16 protein-coding genes are annotated in these 15,361 nt (G+C 38.4%); 1 reads left to right on the top strand and 15 read right to left on the bottom strand.

What is annotated here, in order from left to right; genetic code table 11:
• Nucleotides 1–316 precede the first annotated feature (316 nt).
• Nucleotides 317–730: a hypothetical protein gene (locus tag METBO_RS02240; RefSeq protein WP_013644044.1), complete on the top strand. Its 414-nt coding sequence runs from the start codon at nt 317–319 to the stop codon at nt 728–730.
• A 38-nt stretch (nt 731–768) separates the two neighbouring features.
• On the opposite strand, the gene METBO_RS02235 is transcribed toward METBO_RS02240, so the two are convergent.
• The 15 genes from METBO_RS02235 to METBO_RS02165 all read right to left on the bottom strand — a co-directional run bounded on the left by METBO_RS02235 (nt 769) and on the right by METBO_RS02165 (nt 15,355).
• Complete coding sequence (locus METBO_RS02235; protein ID WP_013644043.1) at nt 769–1,149, bottom strand: DUF22 domain-containing protein; 381 nt, start codon at nt 1,147–1,149, stop codon at nt 769–771.
• Nucleotides 1,150–1,791, bottom strand: a complete 642-nt coding sequence (locus METBO_RS02230; protein WP_013644042.1) for a V-type ATP synthase subunit D — start codon at nt 1,789–1,791, stop codon at nt 1,150–1,152.
• 35 nt (nt 1,792–1,826) lie between these two features.
• Nucleotides 1,827–3,218, bottom strand: coding sequence for an ATP synthase subunit B (locus tag METBO_RS02225; RefSeq protein ID WP_013644041.1), 1,392 nt, complete (start codon nt 3,216–3,218; stop codon nt 1,827–1,829).
• Nucleotides 3,219–3,220: 2 nt separating this feature from the next.
• A complete protein-coding gene (locus METBO_RS02220) occupies nt 3,221–4,972 on the bottom strand; it encodes an ATP synthase subunit A (RefSeq protein WP_013644040.1) in 1,752 nt (583 codons plus the stop codon).
• The gene (locus METBO_RS02215; RefSeq protein ID WP_013644039.1) at nt 4,969–5,289 is read right to left on the bottom strand and encodes a V-type ATP synthase subunit F; all 321 of its coding nucleotides are present in this window, start codon (nt 5,287–5,289) and stop codon (nt 4,969–4,971) included. Before METBO_RS02215 ends, METBO_RS02220 begins: the two co-directional genes overlap by 4 nt.
• Nucleotides 5,286–6,443 carry a V-type ATP synthase subunit C gene (locus tag METBO_RS02210; RefSeq protein ID WP_013644038.1) on the bottom strand — a complete coding sequence of 386 codons (1,158 nt, stop codon included), beginning with the start codon at nt 6,441–6,443 and terminating at the stop codon, nt 5,286–5,288. Before METBO_RS02210 ends, METBO_RS02215 begins: the two co-directional genes overlap by 4 nt.
• Before the next feature lie 12 nt (nt 6,444–6,455).
• On the bottom strand, nt 6,456–7,079 hold the full coding sequence (locus tag METBO_RS02205) for a V-type proton ATPase subunit E (RefSeq protein ID WP_013644037.1): 624 nt from the start codon (nt 7,077–7,079) through the stop codon (nt 6,456–6,458).
• A gap of 2 nt (nt 7,080–7,081) precedes the next feature.
• Nucleotides 7,082–7,570 (bottom strand): ATP synthase subunit K, encoded by a 489-nt coding sequence (locus tag METBO_RS02200; protein WP_013644036.1) that lies wholly within the window; start codon nt 7,568–7,570, stop codon nt 7,082–7,084.
• A 1-nt stretch (nt 7,571) separates the two neighbouring features.
• Nucleotides 7,572–9,557, bottom strand: a complete 1,986-nt coding sequence (locus METBO_RS02195; protein ID WP_013644035.1) for a V-type ATP synthase subunit I — start codon at nt 9,555–9,557, stop codon at nt 7,572–7,574.
• Between the two features lie 10 nt (nt 9,558–9,567).
• Complete coding sequence (gene ahaH / locus METBO_RS02190) at nt 9,568–9,882, bottom strand: ATP synthase archaeal subunit H (protein ID WP_013644034.1); 315 nt, start codon at nt 9,880–9,882, stop codon at nt 9,568–9,570.
• Between the two features lie 135 nt (nt 9,883–10,017).
• Entirely contained in the window at nt 10,018–10,839 is an 822-nt protein-coding gene (locus tag METBO_RS02185) for a citryl-CoA lyase (RefSeq protein WP_013644033.1), read from the bottom strand.
• 7 nt (nt 10,840–10,846) lie between these two features.
• A complete protein-coding gene (locus METBO_RS02180) occupies nt 10,847–11,704 on the bottom strand; it encodes a fumarate hydratase (RefSeq protein WP_013644032.1) in 858 nt (285 codons plus the stop codon).
• A gap of 20 nt (nt 11,705–11,724) precedes the next feature.
• Complete coding sequence (locus METBO_RS02175) at nt 11,725–12,624, bottom strand: hypothetical protein (RefSeq protein WP_013644031.1); 900 nt, start codon at nt 12,622–12,624, stop codon at nt 11,725–11,727.
• Nucleotides 12,625–12,684: 60 nt separating this feature from the next.
• Complete coding sequence (locus METBO_RS02170) at nt 12,685–14,019, bottom strand: MmgE/PrpD family protein (protein ID WP_013644030.1); 1,335 nt, start codon at nt 14,017–14,019, stop codon at nt 12,685–12,687.
• A gap of 61 nt (nt 14,020–14,080) precedes the next feature.
• Complete coding sequence (locus METBO_RS02165) at nt 14,081–15,355, bottom strand: tRNA(Ile)(2)-agmatinylcytidine synthase (RefSeq protein ID WP_013644029.1); 1,275 nt, start codon at nt 15,353–15,355, stop codon at nt 14,081–14,083.
• Nucleotides 15,356–15,361 lie beyond the last annotated feature (6 nt).

Raw genomic sequence — 15,361 nt, 5'->3', positions numbered from 1 at the left:
TTAATCGAATATGATTTCTTAGAGAAATTTTTAATATTAATACCTGATTTGTTTGATCCATTGAAATAGCATATAAACCATTGAAGTTACAGGTGATAATTCCAATGAGACAAAGTTTCAATAAATTGGATACATCGTTTAAACAGAAATATAAACTGCCCTGCCATTTATCAACGAACTCCAATTAAAACCATAACCAGTAATCATCTGAGAACAACCCCCCATACTTATAAGTTCTGATTCACTGAAAAGCTTATAAATGTTTAAAACTATCTACATATTACAGAGAATTTAGTTGGGACGGTGTAGGGGTTAAATGATTGATTATTATTACAAAACCATTGGAGAATTAGTTGAAATCAATGTTGAAGCGAATTCTATTGCAGAATCACGACGTTTAATTTCCGAGATCAACGAACGGGAAAACATCCTAATGAAACTTAGAGAAGAAGTTCGAAGGGATATTCGTTCTCTGGAATCTAATTTTCTCAAAGAAAAAGCTAGATTAAGAACCAAATATTCCATGAAACAAAACAGCGGATTGGCCAGTATTATAATGGGTTCTCCTAAGAAAAAGTTGATAAAAGAGCTTAAAAGTTTGGAATCAAAATCAAATAGGGACATAGAAGAATTGAAACATATTCGATGCGTGATCGATGATCTTCTGATACAGTTCAATGATCTAAGGGAGCCTCTTAACAGTTCCATGAGGGCTAGGTTTGGTAACTAAAAATTTCTTTAAAAAAAATTTGGAAAAAAAATAAAAATTTAATGGGTAAGATGCACTGGTAAGAGTATTAAAACCCCTAGAAGATCATCTTTTTTTATTTCACAATCCTTTGCTGCAGCAAACATTGCATGATCAGCTTTTCTTTCCATGCTTAAAGGTAGAGGAATTTCTTCATCAACTGCTAGGGTATGACCGTAGCTGTTTGATCCATAACCACTTAAGTAACTCAAATAATTAGCTGGAATTGGAATTTCCTTAATTTCAATGGATTTAATATTTCCTGATTGAAATTCCATATCCTCATTAGCAATTATTGCCCTTAGGTTACCTGAAATAGATCCTACCTGAAAGTCAAGCTTTTCAGCTTTTGCTTGTGCAAGCTCTTTCTTAACGGCATCTAACCGGGTTATAATCCTCAATTATTCCATCTCCATGGTCTTTTTGATCATTTTAAGCCTTACGAAGTTTTCTCTTTCCATTTCTTCGAGCCGCATCTCGATGTACTTAACTGTATTCTCGATTCTTGGAACGATGATATGTTCAAGTGCGTTAACCCTTCGTTTGGTGGATTCAATTTCTGCAGCTAAGAGAATGATGGTTTTCTCTATTTCTCCAAGTTCTATTATGAGTTTAATAGCCTTTTCAAATTTACTTGCAGCTTCATCAATTTTAGCCGAGGTTTCAAGGAATCCATATCCCCTTTCTACCATGCTACGTTCTTTAATTTCTGAATCAACCAATGGAACTACAACACCCATCACACTTCTAGAGTCGATGTCGATATTTATAGATTCGTTAACAGACAGGGCAGCTTTTTTAACAGCCAAATCACCCATTACAATCTGTGCTGCTGTCAAGTCTTCATAGGCTTCTTTCAATGTTCTTTCAACATCTTCCCTTGATCCCTTGACACGTTCGAGTATATTGAAAAACTCCATAATAAGGGCGTTTCTTTTCTCTTTAAGTAAACTGTGCCCTTTTACTGCGAGTTTTTCTCTATCTTTAAGTTTAAGAAGTTCCATCCTTGTTGGATTGATGCCTTCTATCATTTCTTGAGCCATTTTATCCCTCACATTCCCTTAAAAAATTTAAGGGATTATTTGTAATTTGGGTGGTATTTTGGTATGTGTTCAGCCTTTACACGTTTGAGTTCAGCTTCTGGTAAGAGGCCTAGTAACTGCCAACCAAGGTCCAGTGTTTCCTGGATGGACCTGTCTTCATCACTGGTCTGGGTTATGAACAGTTTCTCAAATTCGTCTGCAAAGGTTAAAAATTTCCTGTCACGTTCTGTTAAAGCTTCTTCACCAACTACAGCCATCAGATCCCTTAAGTCTCTTCCTTCTGCATATGCTGAATAAAGCTGGTCTGAAACACCACTGTGATCTTCCCTTGTTTGACCTTCACCGATTCCACCACTCATTAATCTGGAAAGTGATGGTAAAACATCTACTGGAGGGTAGATACCTTTCCTGAAAAGATCTCTGCTTAACACTATCTGTCCCTCTGTGATGTATCCAGTTAGGTCAGGAATTGGGTGTGTAATATCGTCCTGTGGCATAACAAGTATAGGCATCTGGGTAATTGAACCTTCTTTACCTACTATCCTACCTGCACGTTCGTACATTGTAGCTAAATCAGTGTACATGTAACCAGGGTATCCCCTTCTTCCAGGAACTTCATCCCTAGCTGCAGATATCTCACGAAGTGCTTCACAGTAGTTTGTAAGGTCAGTGAGTATAACAAGCACGTGCATGTTAAGTTCAAATGCGAAGTACTCTGCTGTTGTCAGTGCCATTTTAGGAGTGATGATCCTTTCAATTGCAGGGTCGTCTGCCAGGTTCATGAAAACTGTAACTCTTTCTAGAGCTCCTGTTCTTTCGAAATCTCTCATGAAGTAATTTGCTTCTTCGTGGGTAATACCCATAGCTGCAAATATAACCGCAAACTCTGTTTCTTCTCCAACAACCTTTGCCTGTCTTGCGATCTGGGCTGCTAATTCGTTGTGAGGAAGACCAGAACCTGAAAATATAGGCAGTTTCTGTCCACGTACTAACGTGTTCATTCCATCTATGGTTGAGATACCAGTTTCAATGAACTCTGCAGGAAATTCTCTGGCAGATGGGTTCATTGGGTTTCCGTTGATATCGAGTTCCTGGTCAGGTATGATCTCTGGACCACCGTCAATTGGTACACCTGTACCATTGAATATTCTTCCTAACATGTCTGGTGAAACACCTAACTTTGCTGTTTCTCCTGTGAACCTCACCTTGGTTGTTAAAGTGTTTAGGTCACTGGTTCCTTCGAAAACCTGCACAACAGCAAGGTCGTCTTTAACTTCAAGAACCTGTCCCCTTCGTTTTTCCCCTGCGGGTGTTTCAATGTCTACTATTTCGCTGTAAGCTACTCCTTCAACACCTTCAACAATCATCAGAGGGCCTGAAACTTCAGAGACGGTAGTATATTCCCTTGTTTTGATATTTGTGTTCATTTTCATACCTCACTGCACTGTTTTACTATGTCTTCCTGAATTTGTTTGACTTTAACCTCAAATTCAGCTTCAGGTAAGTACTTCATTCTTCCGATATCATCTTTAGCTGATATGGTGATGATGTCTGCAGATGCTGCTCCTCGGTCAAGTGCTGCTTCGGCATTGACATGGTAAGTTATAATTGTTTTAAGCATTTCGTACTGTTTCTTTGGAGCACAGTATGTGTCTACTTCGTGATATGCGTTTTGTTGGAGGAAATCTTCCCTGATCATCCTAGTGGTTTCGAGGGTGATTCTTTCACGGTCTGGTAAAGCATCCGGACCTACGAGCTGTACAATTTCCTGCAGTTCAGATTCCTTCTGAAGCAGTGCCATTGCTGTATCCCTTGTTTCTCTCCAATCTGCACCAGTATTGGTGTTCCACCAATTCTGCACGCTGTCAACATAGAGTGAGTAACTTTGTAACCAGTCTATTGAAGGGAAGTGACGTTTGTCTGCAAGTGATGCATCCAGTGCCCAGAACACTTTGGATATACGAAGTGTGTTCTGTGTAACAGGTTCTGATAAATCTCCACCAGGTGGTGATACAGCACCTACAACTGTTACAGATGATGTTTTATCTTCAGTACCTATGGTGGTTATTCTTCCTGCTCTTTCATAGAATTGAGCAAGTCTTGATGCGAGGTATGCTGGGTATCCTTCTTCACCAGGCATTTCTTCTAGCCTACCTGATATTTCCCTCATTGCTTCTGCCCATCTTGAGGTTGAATCTGCCATTAGAGCTACATCGTAACCCATGTCACGGAAGTATTCAGCAATGGTTATACCGGTGTACACACAAGCTTCCCTAGCTGCCACAGGCATGTTTGAGGTGTTTGCTATGAGAACTGTTCTGTCCATCAATGGTTTACCAGTTTTTGGATCTTCTAATTGCGGAAATTCCTTTAGAACTTCTGTCATTTCGTTTCCACGTTCACCGCATCCTACATACACAATTATGTCTGCATCTGCCCATTTAGCGAGCTGCTGCTGTGTAACTGTTTTTCCTGAACCAAATGGTCCGGGCATTGCAGAGGTACCTCCCTTTGCAACTGGGAAAAATGTATCCTGAGCCCTCTGACCTGTTACCAAAGGCACATCTGGATCTAGTTTGGCTTTGTATGGTCTTCCAACTCTTACAGGCCATTTTTGCATCATTGTAACTTCAACAGTTCCTGTTGATGTTTCGACTTCTGCAACTACTTCTTCCACAGTGTACTGGCCTTCGGAAACTATGCTTAATAGTTTACCTTCAACCTTTGGAGGTATCATAATTTTTTGAAGAATTGCAGATGTTTCCTGTACTTCTCCTATTACATCTCCACCCTTTACATCTATTCCTGCAGCTAAGGTTGGTTTAAATGTCCATTTGGTTTCTTTATTCAATGATGGAACACTTATTCCCCTCTGGAGATAATCACCTGTCATTATTTTGATCTTTTCCAGTGGTCTTTGAATTCCGTCAAAAATGGAACCTAATATACCAGGGCCTAGTTCAACTGATAGTGGTCCTCCAGTACTTTCGATTGGTTCACCAGGTTTCATACCTGCTGTTTCTTCGTAAACTTGTATGGTTGCTTTGTCTCCTTCGAGTTCAATGATCTCACCGATCAACTTATCGTTCCCGACCTTCACCATTTCGTGCATCTGGGTTCCCTTCATGCCGTCTCCGACAATAACAGGGCCAGCTATTTTAATTATATTTCCTGTAATCATTTTACCATCTCAACCCCAATTACTCTTTTAATAAGCTCACTCATAGGGTCAGATTCCCTTCTAATTGAGCCTGTTTTGTCTGGTATTTCAATTATCATAGGTAATGCGCTTTCGTTTGTTACCTTGTTGATTGTTTTCCTGAGTGCGTCCCCTATTTTTTCGGTGGTGATAATGACAGAAAAATTCCTACTTACCAATTCTTTTAAGGTTTTTTCTGCTTCATCCATATCCTTAACAGGGTGTCCTTCTTTGATACCTCCAAGCATGAAGCCTGTGACAATATCCTCGTCTGCCATCACAGCGATATTTGAGTTCATACTAACATCTCCTTGATCATTGATGGTGAGAATCCAGCTTCCCTTTTTCCCCTAGCAATAATTTTTAAGTTTTTAACTTCAGTTTCCTTCCTACTTAAAAATCCTATCATAGGGCCAATTCCAAACTGATTCTTCAAGGAAATGGTTTTAGCTGTTTTGACAACGTAGCTGTCGAGCAATTTCTCGAAAGTTGCCATTGAACCTGTTTCATTAAATTCTGACATGGCATCAGAAAGCATTGGAGCATAATCAGTTCCTTCTAATCCACTTATAACTCCAGATACATCTTCTGCTTCCATTAACTCTTTGAGTTTCCATTCCCGAATTTCGTATCCATCTGAAACCATGTAGGGTTCTATGTCTTCGTACTTAATGTTGTCTGCCTTTGCCCTTAGAATGATCTTTATGTTGGCAACATCAACCATTGTACCAATGTAATTGTGAAGTAGAGTGGTGTTCTCATCTTCAGGTGTTGCAGATGTTTTTAAAAGATTTTCTAGCAAATATTTGTCCATTGAAGCTTCTAAAGGTAACAATAAACCTGTTTCCTTGTATATTGGTAGTGCATCTTCAACAATCTTTGGATACTCAGTTCCTTCCAATGCATTGAGTACTTCTTCGACTGAATCTGTATCTATTAAAGAATCAAGCTTGTTGCTCAATTCTCCAAATGGTACAAGCAGATCAACTGTTTGTTCCTGGCTCAAACCTGCTTCCTTAGCTATTATTATGCTTTTGATATTTTTGATGTCCCATTTTTTCAGTAAAAACTTGAAACTGTCTTTACTGTCATCAGGAGTGATCCTTGCAATCAAATCGTAGGTTTCAGCTAACTGAGAATCCAATGCCTTTTCAAGAGGGTAGGTATCTATGTACTTGGCGTAGTCTGGAACTCCCCTCAAATAGTTTTTAACTTCTTCAACATTTTGGGATTCAACTATTTCTGAAAATTCCTTTTCATTAAATAACCTTCCAGTTCTTGCCCTGACCCTTGCATTAGGGTAAGTGTAGGGAAAGAACCCCAAAACAGGCCTAATTATTGTTATAACAACAATTGCACCAATAACTATGATGGCTAAGATCATAACTGCTAAAAAAATTTCATATGAGGGAAATCCAAGTGCAGTAACTAGTGTAGTTATATCTTCTACCATGGTGAATCTCCCCTATTTGAATAATATTCTTGCAACTTCTGATCTTAGAGATTTTTTAAATCTCAGCAATCTAGCCTCGATAGTATTGTTAACTTCTATTTCACCATTTTTGGTTTTGAGAACCGCTCCTCCAATGGTGTTTATGTTATCTCCAATTTCTAACTTAGTCTCGTTACCAGTTTTTTCTTTTACTTCATTTTCGATGGATGATATTGAAACTTTTATCTTGGCCACATCTTCAGCTTTGACAGACACGATCAAGTCTCCGCCACCAATTTCAGTTGCAGCTTCAATAATAATTTCATTTAAAGATTCCTTGTATTCTGTTGAATCTGAAGAAGCAATTTCCTTCAGGTTTTCCACAGCCTTTTTAAAGGACTCTTCAATTATTTCTTCTCTAGCATCAAGTTCCATTCTTCTGGAATTCATCTTAGCCTCTGAGATTATTTGCTGATATCTCATGGTGGATTGTTTTTTACCATCCTCTAAGATCTTTTCCTTTTCAATGAGGGCGATTTTTTCACCCTCTTCTAAAATGGATTTACTCTCTACTTCAGCTTCTTCTTCGATTGAACTAGCCTTAGTTTGAGCTTCAGATATTATACTTGAGACTATTTTTTCTGTCCCGGCACTCATGTTTATCCTCCAAGAATTTTAGCGAATACCATAAGCAATATAGCTATAAGGAAACCGTAGATAGCCTGTGTTTCAGATAGTGCTGTAAATATAATACCCCTTGCAAACATGTCTGGTTCTTCAACAACAGCTCCTACTGATGAGGATGCTGTAATACCTTGACCCATACCAGAACCTAAACCTGCAAATCCAATTGCTGCACCTGCACCAACTGCTATTATACCCTGTGAAACATTCAATGTTAGTGAAGGGTTCATTATTCCTGAGAAAACCAGGAGCAAGATAGCTATAAGAAAACCGTATATAGCCTGTGTTTCTGGAAGGGCTGTAAATATGATACCTCTTGCAAACATATCAGGGTCTTCTGCTACTGCACCTACACTCCCTGCTGCTGCAATACCCTGTCCTATACCTGATCCTAATCCTGCTAAACCGACTGCTAGACCTGCGCCGATTGCTGCTAATGCTGTTCCTAATACTATTTCTACCATATTATTTACCTCCTACATCAGTATGTATTCTTTTTGTACGGAATGCCCTGAACTTCTGACTTCCACCTATGTAAAATTGAGCAAAGTACTCAACATAATGCAAACGTAATGAATTTATAAATGCTCCCAGACTCTGGAATGCACAGTTGGCTATGTGACCTCCAATAAAGACTAGAGGTGCCAATATTACTCCAACAACAGGTATCATACTATCACATAATCCTGTTAAAATGTTAACAGTCATAGCAATTCCGCCTGTTGAAAGACAAAGTGCTAAAAGCCTTGCATATGATAACAGGTTTCCCAAGAACCCTGTGAGATCCATGAGACCAAATGCTCCATTGAAGTATATGAGCATTATAAGGCTTAACACGAGTATCGGGGCTGCAATATATAATGAACTTGTTAGTACGTATGCAACAATTCCTGCTTCTAAAACAAACCAGACTATTTGTGCTCCTAAAGCATCACTGACATTTCCACGGGTGATGTTGTTGTATGCACCTATTATAAGACCCATGTTAATGTGGATAACACCTATTGCTAGTGCAATGTATAAAATATTTTCTGGATGTACGAATGCGTCTATGGAATGTATAGTTGTTGGTAGTGCTACTCCTCCAAGAATCCATCTTGGGAAAAAGTCTCCAATGAAACCATTGGTAACCATACCCAGTATAAACGCCCAGACACCACATGCAACTAATATAAGTCCCATGTTTTTCATCATCTTGCTGTTTTTACCGAGTCCATAAATTAAAACTACACCAATTAATGCATCTACCACACCATAACCAGCATCTGTTAAACAGAAACCAAAGAAGAATGGGAATATAATTGCCATGAGTATGGTTGGATCAAACTCCCTGTAATCTGGTGGGGAGTACATATTAACAAAAAGCTCGTAGGGTTTTGCAAACCTAGGATTGTCCAAATGAATTGGAATTTCATCTTTCTCAACATCAGGATCTGAAACTTCTACTATGGAATATCCTTCAGTAGTGGTTTCAATGAGTGCCAGAGTTTCTTCTAGATTTTTCTTTGTTACCCATCCCTCCAACATTACAGTGTTGTTTGTTTCACCAAATGATGAAAAAATTTCGCTTCTTTGTTTTTCAATTTCAAGAAGTTCTTTTAAAACAATGAGATCAGATAATGATTCCTCAGATATTGCTCCAAGTTCGTTTAAAGTAGCTTCTTTTTGTTTTATTATTGCTTGTTTTTCAGATTCAAAGTTTCTTAAAATTTCTTCTGGTTTTCCAGAAATTCCTGATAGATCGAATCTTTCGAATTCGAGTTTTCTAAGTAAAGTTGAAATCTCATCACCATACTTGCTCAGGCTAATAACAACCAAAATTTTGTATAATTTATCTTCAGTGTCATTATCCTCAACAAGGATCTCATCAGGCAGGTCCTTCATACTTGCCTTGAACTCTTCATAGGAAGTTAAAGAAATTTTTCCAGCAATAACAGAAACAAATTTTGTATCTGTCAATTCTGCAAGGTCAACATCGAAATTTTTCAAATTCTCTGCTGCCTTCCTAGCAGTTTCCAGGTTGGAAAGCTTAGATTCTAATTCATTTAAATTTTCTTCCAATGGTTTGGTTTTAGATTCTACTTCATCAAGGAAAGTTTCTGCATATTTCAGAAGTTCTTCAACCTCTACCTCTTCAACTTCCTTTTTCTCAATTTTGGGAGGATTAATAAATCCTTTGGCCATGGCTAAAATGCCCTCATCCTTCCTGCTAACAGAACTTAAAAAATCGGATGTAGCAGTTGTTTTCATTAAAAGAGAGGAAATTTTGCCGAGAAAAGGAGTTGCATGGGCGGGTTTAAGAATTTGCTTCCACTCTGCATCTTGTTGTATTCTCTCAGATATATCTTGGATCTGTACCAGTCCTGCATCGTGAAGAGTATTCACTGCAGTGTCTGCGTACTTATCCAAGGTTATAACCTTGAGTTTTTTCATTCTCGCCGGCTTGAACATTGTACTCACACTATAAAATACTTTTAACTATTAAATCCGCTGCCTCGTCAACCTTATTCATTGCTGTGCTTTTAGTCACTCGAACTTCTTCACTGGTTGTATTGGAAATATGTAAGGCCTCTTTCTTGGCCTTGGTTTCAGCTTCTACAGCCATATTTTCGGCTTCAGCAGAAGCTTCTTCTTTTGATTTTGCTATGATTTCTTTGGACTTTGAGCGGGCTTCTTCGATTCTTTCGGATTTTAATTCATTAGTATCTTCTATTAACTTGTCAGCATCATTTTCAGCCTTTTTTATCGTTGTAATAGCTTCCGATATTGTTGTCATTTAAATCACCATGATTTATAAGCAAAGTTTCTATTGTGTTATATTTATCTTTTACTATTTGAATTTCCAATAAAAAGACTCAAATAATAATACATATTGCAAATAATTGAATAATTTCAGTTAATTCTGCAGTAATCACCCCTTTTCACTATAGTGAATTTCTTCAGTGTCAATTAACTTTCTAAATGGTGTTTCAACGGTCTGTTCTTCGAAAACATGTGAAATAATTCCGGGAAGTCTTCCCATCATGAAAATTCCAGTTCCAACCTTCCAATCAAAACCAAGATCTGATAAGATACCTGCATTTGCACCATCTATGTTCATCTTTATTTCCTTGGTTTCATATAAAATTTCTTCAATGGATAAAGCCAGTTGAGTGTGAACACCTACACATTCCAATTTTTTGGCAACTTGAATCAATTTAGCCGCCCTAGGATCTTCAGAATGATATCTATGCCCATATCCTGGTATTTTCTCATTTTTAGATAAATATTCATCCACCACTTTTTCTGCAACGGCTTTTACGTCCTGACCAGATTTCAATGGACCCCTGAATTCAGGAACTCCATTCAATGCCAAATATTGTAGCATCTGCATGGATCTTTCCATTGCTCCGGCATGGAACTTGCCAAATGAAAGCAGTCCTCCAGACACACACTCCTTCATTGATGAACCTGTCGAGGCCATCAATCTTGCAACCTGTGTACTGGGTGGTGTTACACCATGATCACAAAAAGAAACTAGAACAGCTTCTAACATTTTAGAATCAATTTCTGAAGGCAATTCTCCGTTAACAAGTAGATAAACCATTTCAGGAAATGATATTTTACCAATTAGATCTTCCTGTGAATATCCTCGAGTAACCAATTTATTAGGTTCAACACGAGTAATGGAAGTTTTCCATTTGGGATTAGTTAATTTAAGTAAATTTTCGACGGTTTTTCTACCAATGGCCATAATTTAATCACTCCAAAAATTTGGATAGTTGCACAGTGGATCGTCTTGGCTCCACACAGCAACATGGACGCATAGAAACTACTCTAACGCCACTCGCCCGTTGGGGCCCAACTTCGATAAAAGATCCCAGTGCAGTTACAGAACCGCCAATTCCAAGCGACCCTATATTTGTATTGTTCAATTTTCCAGTCATACAATTTTCCAATTCAGACTGGATATTAAGGTTGCCGTAAGCCATAGCTTTCAGCATAAGCGATGAAGCTTCAAAATGAGTTCTTCCAATGCCAATTGCAGGAATACACGGTGTGCATCCTAACATTGCAATCTCTGATCTCAACCATGTTAATACTTCTAAAAATACTTTTCTATGATCCCTCTTGTGGAAAACCTTATATGTATGGGCACGAATTTCTGGCCCTCCCCCAAGCATCAACACATGAATTTTCACAACATCGCCCTTAATCCCTGTTACTGAAAAAGGTGGTGCTGGAAGCATTTCTGGCTGGTTATAAAGTCCTTGGGATTGTTCAATTCTCTCTATTGAGTTACCCTTGACTGCCATTGGTCTTGCTGGAAGTTCCTTCAATCCTGCTTCTATTCCCTTGGTTATATCTTCAAAAAATCCAGGAGCCAAATTAACTTCCCTACCTACTTCAATAAGAACATGGGGAACACCGGTATCATCACAGAGCGGAACTTTATTTGTACTTGCTATTTCTGCATTTTTTAAGAGTAATTCCAATACCCACCGAGCATTGGGATTGGTTTCAGTTTTAACAGCATTTTTATAGGCTGTTAACTGATCTTCACGGAAATTGGTGCTTGCATCGATTACTGCATCTTTAACTAAATTTATGAGGTCCATTGAAAATCTCCAAATTAATTCTATTTTTCTGGGATGGACATATCCTCTGCCCCAGTTTTAGAAAGTTTTGCTTCAGGATAATATCTATCGATCATACTTTGGACTAGGTACACCTGTTTAATTCTTTCAGCAGCTTGACTTGCACTGGTATCCCATCCATGGTGGGCAGCAACTGATCCTCCTGTTTTCAGGTAAACAGGTGCTGCTGCCTTTATTATTTCAGGAGCTTCGTAGTGACGTATGAATCCTCCTGAAGATTTAGGATTTTCCATGTGCAGATCCAGGGAAATGTTGATGGATCTCCTGATTTCTGCCATCATGGGTATCTGAAGATCCCTTACTGGATTGAAAGAATCTGCTCCAATGAGTTCTAAGAGTTTGGCACTGGCAGGGTTTCCATGTCCACAGTGTGCTGATACTTTGAAATGTACGTCTTCAGGAAGTTCACCCTTCTTACGCATCTCACCCAACACCCAGAGTAGACCTTCATCGTATACAACTATGCCCCTAACACCCAGTGCTACAGCCCTTTTAACATCTTCCAAACCATAGAACAAGTTTTTGTATCCCCTCAATCTGTAACCTATTCTTGCTCCTTCTGGTGTGTTAGCTGATGCGCTGGTATCGTAGGTGGCCCTGGGTCCCACACTCAGGAACAGTTCTACCTTTTCATCAGCTGCTATAGTGACCATTTCTTCGATTTCAGCATCTGTTAAAAGCATTATTCCCTTGGTTTGAGTTACCCTGTGAATGTTTACCCCATAACTGTCTGTTGCTTCAAAAAGTGCAGCCATTGCATTGGGATTTTGAATTCCTGGAACTTCAAAACGGTACTGGGCACCGTCAGGAAAGCGTTTTGCAGATGGTTCATTATTTTGGTTTCCAATTCCTATTGAATTTAAAAATTTTTCAGTGTCCATAGAATCACCAACTCGTTAATAATTTAATATGATAAGATTTATGATAGTAAGAATTATTTCCTATTTAATATTAAGATTTAACATCTCCATAAAATCATGTATATATATAGATTCAATTTGTTCGATTGGGTTCATCAATTCAACATTAACGTGGGGGTTTAGTTCTTGAAATTTTTGAGTTAGGTCCTGCAGATCCAGGGGATTTTCAGGTTCTCCAAGGGGAAGATCTACCTGGCAGTTGTAAACCCCATTTCCAGTTTCAACACTGATTTCAGATGGTCTTTTAGAGGGGTACGATCCATCCAATTTAGCATCTGTTTCAATGACTGTCTTTGAGGCTAAAGATCTTGTTAAGTCTGTTATTTCCATGTTTTCAGTGTTTGGTGCTCCTTTTATTAGACTTATTGCCACTGCAAATGGAAGGCTCTGCCTTAAATCTTCAACAGTTTCTGGCTGGTAATTATCGTGTTCAGCAGCAATTTTATATGTTTTGATATATATTCTACGAATATCATCTAAATTTGAACCTTCTGTTTCCATTTTATCCTTTATGAACCTAGCTGCATCGATTGAAGAATGTAAATGTCTGCATAATGGATACTGCTTGAAGTAAATATCTAAAATATGATAGCGATCCTTATCCATTTCTTTCCAACTGTTTTCTAAGATTGAAATATCTGAATCTGAAACCATTGCCATGTAAAAACCCTGTTTTCCATCAATTATTGATTTAGCTCCTGTAAATCCTTTTTCAGCCAGTACTGCGGCAATAACTCCTGCATGTGCAGCCTTTCCTGCATGCAGATGTTTGCCCATAGTCCCGGCATGATCAGATTCCAACAAACCCGCTGCCTGGGTTCCTGCAAGTCCCAGTGCATTGATTATTTTTTCTTCGTTGAGTTCCATAATTTTACATACCGCTGCTGCAGCACCCAATGTGCCGCAGGTTCCTGTGCTGTGAAAACCATTATTTCTGTGCATGGGGTTTGAAAGTTTTCCCATTAATATAGAAACTTGATAACCTGCAACAATGGCTTCTAACAGTTCCTTGCCGGTTTTTTTATGAAAATCAGCCGCCGCAAGTGAAGCAGGGATAACAGCACATCCTGGGTGAAGTTGAGCATGTCTGTGACCATCATCAAGATCAAGACTGTGCGCAAAGACCCCATTACAAAAAGCAGCATCCATTACGCTTAACTTGTCTAAATCAACTATTACCTCATCTTTTGCGCAGTTAAATATTTCTTTAACTATTTTTCCGCTTGGACTATTTGATCCCCTCATTGCCACGGCTAAAAAATCTAAAAAACAGAGTTTTGCTTGGGATACGACTTCCTTTGGAAGTTCATCATAGTTTATTTCAGCTATTTTACTGGCTAGATCTTCTGTTATCATATTTTATGAACTCAAACGATTTTTATGGTTTAAATTAATATTAGGGTATTTCCTGTTGGTATCAAAGTCCATCTCTAACTAAAGGTTTGCTTAAATGTCTTCTTGCAGAGGGAGGAGTTTCGTAAAATCCTTTTTCTATATTTCTAGGCACTTCTACCGCTACTTTTTCTCCATTCCTTTCTATTTTACTGCAGCTCGGACATTTGAATCCTTTGTTTTTTCCAGCTGACTTCATTCTTTTTCCACAGCTGCACATTGGATTAACAAATTTTTCTGTTTTAGCAAGTTCCTTTAACTGGAATTTTTCTATGTTAAGGGTGCCTTGATTGTTTATTCCTTCTCCAACTCCTCCATAAACCTCCAATATATCCCCAGGTTCCAATTTTCGAACGTAATTTCTGAATTGTTTGGTTGGTTCGTATGCTGCACATTCAATATTTCCTGACTCATCTTCTAATCTGAAGATAAGATGTCCCCCATCTATAACATGGGGTTTGTCCATTACCTTGCCATTTACAATGTAACATTTGAACTTCTCCATGTCTGAAATATTGTCTATGGGTTTGAGGTGCATGTCTGTATGTTGGTTGGTTTGGAAGATGCAGTGCCTTTCAACTGGTTCCATGACACGGACCATTGTTCTGGCCTGTTCAAGTACATCAGGATTCTCGCCCCTTATTCCATAAAGTACAGGGCAGGGAGTGTGAGGTTCTATTGCAATATATCCGTGGTCAAGATTGTCAAAGGTTGAAGGATATGTTTTTGTATCCATTTCAACTACAGATTCATGGTCAATCCTTCTTTTTGAACCGTAGTTCTCTGGAGTTCTGTAGGCCAGAAGCTCAAAGGTTTGATCTGTTAGGTTGCATCCTATGGCTGCCAATGCACCTATTATTCCCCTGCCATTTTTAAATTTGTAGTAGTCAGCACCAATATTCTTTAAAATGGATTCTGTTTCTGTTATTGACACTATGTTCCTTATTGTTCTGTCTGCAAATTCCTCGAGTTCAAGTGTGACATCATTTTGGTAGAAAACAACTCCAGGGTTGGTTTTTTCATCTTGAAGTTCTGATAATGTCTGAACATTCTCTAATACTAATTTTTTTACTTCCTCAACTTCTTTTTCTGTTTTAAGTTTTAATTTGAAGGATAGTGCACCGTTTCCTCTGGTTTTAAATCTTGCAAACGGATTAAGCCTTATGAGTCTGGGATATCCTGAAATATTAAAACCGTAATCTTTAAGTTTGGAGATTATAACACAAGTTACATAGGTAGTACACATTCCAGAACTGGAATCAGTGTCATCGATTCCAACATATAATAATATATCGTTCATATTTTT

The organism is Methanobacterium lacus, from assembly GCF_000191585.1.
GTDB classification, from domain to species: Archaea; Methanobacteriota; Methanobacteria; order Methanobacteriales; family Methanobacteriaceae; genus Methanobacterium_B; species Methanobacterium_B lacus.
Note: the sequence above shows the minus strand (reverse complement) of the source record. Positions and strands in the feature narration are given on the sequence as shown.